The sequence below is a fragment of the Candidatus Zixiibacteriota bacterium genome (genome assembly GCA_020853795.1).
Classification (GTDB): domain Bacteria; phylum Zixibacteria; class MSB-5A5; order CAIYYT01; family CAIYYT01; genus JADJGC01.
Genome location: JADYYF010000056.1, coordinates 1 through 4,129, shown reverse-complemented (window position 1 = coordinate 4,129; position 4,129 = coordinate 1). Strand labels below are relative to the sequence as shown.

Sequence of the window (4,129 nt, the reverse complement as noted above, 5' to 3'; positions counted from 1 at the left end):
AGGACGAGAGGCGTTTCTCAACCTCATGAAGATTACATCCTTCAACTACTATACCTACACGCATTCGGTCAATGTCAGCACCTTTACGCTGGCCCTGGCCCGCCAATTGGGCATCAACGACCGCGAGGAACTGACGATTCTCGGCACCGGCGCGCTGTTGCACGATGTCGGCAAGAGCAAGGTCCCAGAGCGAATTTTGACCAAACGCACCGCGCTGAACCGATCCGAGTTTGAAATCATGAAGAAGCACCCCAATTGGGGCAGTGAAATCCTACTGGAGACTGCTCTGATTCCGGATGAATCATACGATCCGGTGATGCACCATCATGAGCGGCTCGATGGCAGCGGCTACCCCAATGGCTTGCTCGACGCCGATATTCACCCCTACAGCCGCATTGTGGCCATCGCCGACGTTTTTGATGCCCTCACCACCGAGCGTGTCTATCAGGCCGCGATCGGCACCTACCCGGCGCTGAAACTGATGCACGGCACGAGAAACAACTTCGATCAGCACTTCCTGCGTGAATTCACGCTCTTGATGGGGCCTGATAGCCCGCAAGTTAAGCTATAAGCCCGCTCCCCTCGACAGCATTCATCCTCACGATTCGCAGCAACCGCGTGACAATATCGCGCCAATTCGCTATATTCGCGGGCGATATTGACGTCCACAGGAAGGAGTTGTGTTGTGTCCAAGAAGGCAGTCGCTACCGATAAGGCCCCCCAAGCAATCGGTCCCTATTCTCAGGGAATCCAACTGCGTGAGTGCAAGAATCTGATTTTCACATCGGGCCAGATACCGATTGACCCGGCGGTCGGCAAGGTGATCGCGGGTGATATCTCGGCGCAAACCCATCAAGTTTTTAAGAATATCACGGCGATCCTGGAGGCGTCCGGGTCGGGACTGAAGAACGTGCTGAAAACGACGGTATTCTTGAAATCGATGGACGATTTCAAGGCAATGAACGAAGTTTATGCGAGCTATTTCAGCGGCGCTTTTCCGGCGCGCTCGACCGTGCAAGTAGCCAAACTGCCGATGGATGTACTGGTCGAGATTGAGACTGTCGCTTATATCGATTAGTCGAAGTATCGTTCGCGTGCGGACGCAGGAAGAGAGATTATCATGATATCGCTGTCGATGAGCTGGAAAGGTGGGCAGCAGTTCGAAATCAGCACCATGGATGGTGTGTCGTTGAGCACCGATGCCCGTGCCCGTGCCGGCGGGTCGGGGAGGTTTCCGGCGCCGACGGATCTTCTGCTCGCCGCAGTTGGCGGTTGCACCGGCCTTGACGTTGTCTCGATCCTGAACAAGATGCGGCAGGAATATTCGGCAATCAGAATCGACATCACCGGCGAGCAGGTTGAAGAGCACCCGCGTTACTTCCATACGATTGCGATTCGATATACCATTGCGGGCAACCAACTTGATCGGGCCAAAGTCGAGCACGCCGTCCAACTCTCGCAAGAAAAGTATTGCTCGGTTCGGGCGACTTTGCGCCCCGATTGCCGGGTCAGCACCGAGATTATTCTCGAGCTGGCGCGGCCTTAGACTGCCCCGCCTCGCTGCGCCCGCGTTAACACTCATTAACAACAAAAGTGGAACAAAAGCCGCGCCGATCCAGTATTAGAGATACGAAATGCAGTGGAAAGGAGATTTGCGCATAATGGTCAGTAGGCAGCATTTGTGGATCGCCACAGTCGTGTTATTCCTGGCGATGCTGGCCGTTTCGCCCGTTCATGCGGCGCAGCGCCCGTGGATCGGCGTATACATGCAGGATGTCACCGCGAGTCTGGTGGAGGCCTTTGATCTGAAGACCGATCACGGTGTTCTGATCAACGACATTGCCGAAGACTCCCCGGCCGAAAAGGCTGGATTGAAGCCCAAAGATATTATTCTGGCCTGGAACGACGCCACGGTCAAAGACTCTGATCAACTCTCGGAGTTGGTGCGCGCCAGCAGTGCCGGCGATAAGGCGACGCTGACGATTGACCGGGGCGGCAACACGATGACGCTCGCGATCGAGATCGGCGAACGACGCGAACCGAGCATCTCCAGTTACTTTGGTGGTGAGGATGACGGTGGCGATGCTGATGACTGGGCTCCGCGCGCCTTCCGCTTTCTGGATAATTTCAAGACGACCGGTATCGGCGTCTCGATGCAGTCCCTGTCGGGCGATCTGGGCGAGTATTTCGGCGTCGCCGATGGCAAGGGCGCGTTGATTACCGAAGTTATCAAAGACACACCCGCGGAGAAGGCCGGGCTCAAGGTTGGCGACGTTGTGGTGGCGGTGAACAACGAAGCGGTTGAATCCCCCGGCGATGTTTCGGCCGAATTGCGTGGCAAGGACCGCGGCGAGCAGGTGGAATTGACGATCGTGCGCGACAAGAATCGGCAGAAAGTTTCGTTGGAAGTTGACGAGATCGACAACTTTGGCTGGAGCAACCGCGGCAACATGCCGATGATGCAGGACCTGTTCAATTGGGATGGCCAGGGCACCTACCACAATTGGAATGTGCCACAGGTGGACCAGGAACGGCTTCAGCGCAAGATGGAAGAAATGCGGAAACGGCTCGAAGAGGTACAAAAGAAGCTCGAGACGCTCGAAAAAAAGATGCAATAGCAAAGCTGCAGTGTAAAAGACCTTAACGGGTACTTCCCATTATCCGACAAACCGCCGGTGGATCAGCAACCCCATCGGCGGTTCTCCTTTGTCAGCGGCGGACAATTACCAAATCGGTCTCAACCTTGGCTGATCGGACTGAGGCCGTATCTCGGAGCTAGGCCGAGCGGGTCAGGGCAGAACTATTGGCCGCCTCGACATACTCGGTCATCAAGGTCGCGACCAGCTCCTTCACTGAAACAATTTCGCTCACCCGGTAAGCGTTGGCCCCGGCAAAGGCAAACCCGCTTCGAAAGTTGCCGCGTTGCGCGCAGATCAGAGCATTTGCGATGCAGAAAGGGGTCTCCTTGAAATCGCAGGTAATGATGCAATGATAAGGACACTTGAACGGTTTCTTCGTGCCGGCGCTCACGTCGTCGGTATAGCGATTGCGAATCGCGCGTCCTGGCATTCCGACCGGACTTTTGATGATGACGATGTCTTCCCGCTTTGAGTCGACATACTTCTGTTTAAAGGCCTGATCGGCGTCACACTCGTGAGTCGCCACGAAACGCGTTCCCATTTGGACCCCCGCGGCGCCCAGCTCCAGGAATCTGCGAATGTCGGCGCCCGTGAAGATCCCGCCCGCAGCTATGATAGGAATGACCTTTCCATAACGTTCGGCGTAATTGCTGACTTCGGCCAGAATCGGCGGTAAGAGTTTAGCGAGCGCATACTCGGGATCGAAGATTTGCTCCTCGGAAAAGCCCAGATGGCCACCGGCCTCGGGACCTTCGACGACGACCGCATCGGGCAGACAGTCGAAACGACCCAACCAGCGCTTGCAAATCAGTCCGGCAGCACGAGCCGAGGATACAATCGGAACCAGCCGCGTCGGGGAATCCGGAACCAGATACTGCGGCAAGTTGAGCGGCAAACCGGCCCCAGAAAAAATAATATCGATTTCTTCCTCGATCGCAGTCCGCACCAAGTCGCCGTAATTTGTGAAGGCGACCATGATATTGAGGCCAATGATGCCGGTGGTCAGCGATTTTGCGCGGCGAATCTCGCGCCGCAATGCCCGGATATTCGCCTGAAGATAATCGGAGTAGAAGTCCTTCTCCTTCATCCCAATACCGGCTGCGGCGATGACGCCGATCCCGCCCGCGTTCGCCACCGCGGAGGCGAGTCCCGACAACGACACACCGACCCCCATCCCGCCTTGGATGATAGGAATTCTGGCAACCTTGTCCTGAATCACCAGCGGTCGCGGCAGGTCGGATCGAGCGCGCGTCGTAGCGAAAGTGTCGGTGCGGTTATCCACAATTTCTCCTGATCTTCATCGCAAACAACAACTCCAGAATTCTTGCTGGCGGTCGTTCGGGGAAGAAGGTAGCACCGTTCTGTCGAATCAACCAGCTGGCCGCCTGGCCTGGGGTCACTTGGACAAGATCGCAGCCGCAGGCGACTGTCCGCGGGAGCATTTGATGAGGAAATCGTCCAAATACGTCTATATATCAGTATACGATTCT

The 4,129-nt window shown here is 56.0% G+C and carries 5 protein-coding genes; 4 read left to right on the top strand and 1 reads right to left on the bottom strand.

All coding sequences use genetic code 11. The annotated features are described in order from the left end of the window. The first annotated feature begins 25 nt into the window (after positions 1-25). The 4 genes from IT585_04085 to IT585_04070 all read left to right on the top strand — a co-directional run bounded on the left by IT585_04085 (position 26) and on the right by IT585_04070 (position 2,618). Complete coding sequence (locus IT585_04085) at positions 26-571, top strand: HD domain-containing protein (GenBank protein MCC6962411.1); 546 nt, start codon at positions 26-28, stop codon at positions 569-571. 114 nt (positions 572-685) lie between these two features. After that, positions 686-1,078 carry a RidA family protein gene (locus IT585_04080; protein ID MCC6962410.1) on the top strand — a complete coding sequence of 131 codons (393 nt, stop codon included), beginning with the start codon at positions 686-688 and terminating at the stop codon, positions 1,076-1,078. Positions 1,079-1,135: 57 nt separating this feature from the next. After that, positions 1,136-1,546 (top strand): OsmC family protein, encoded by a 411-nt coding sequence (locus IT585_04075; protein ID MCC6962409.1) that lies wholly within the window; start codon positions 1,136-1,138, stop codon positions 1,544-1,546. Between the two features lie 115 nt (positions 1,547-1,661). Further along, complete coding sequence (locus tag IT585_04070) at positions 1,662-2,618, top strand: PDZ domain-containing protein (GenBank protein ID MCC6962408.1); 957 nt, start codon at positions 1,662-1,664, stop codon at positions 2,616-2,618. A 157-nt stretch (positions 2,619-2,775) separates the two neighbouring features. Here the strand turns inward: IT585_04070 and IT585_04065 are convergent, their stop codons facing one another. Further along, on the bottom strand, positions 2,776-3,873 hold the full coding sequence (locus IT585_04065; GenBank protein ID MCC6962407.1) for a nitronate monooxygenase: 1,098 nt from the start codon (positions 3,871-3,873) through the stop codon (positions 2,776-2,778). Between the last annotated feature and the right edge of the window lie 256 nt (positions 3,874-4,129).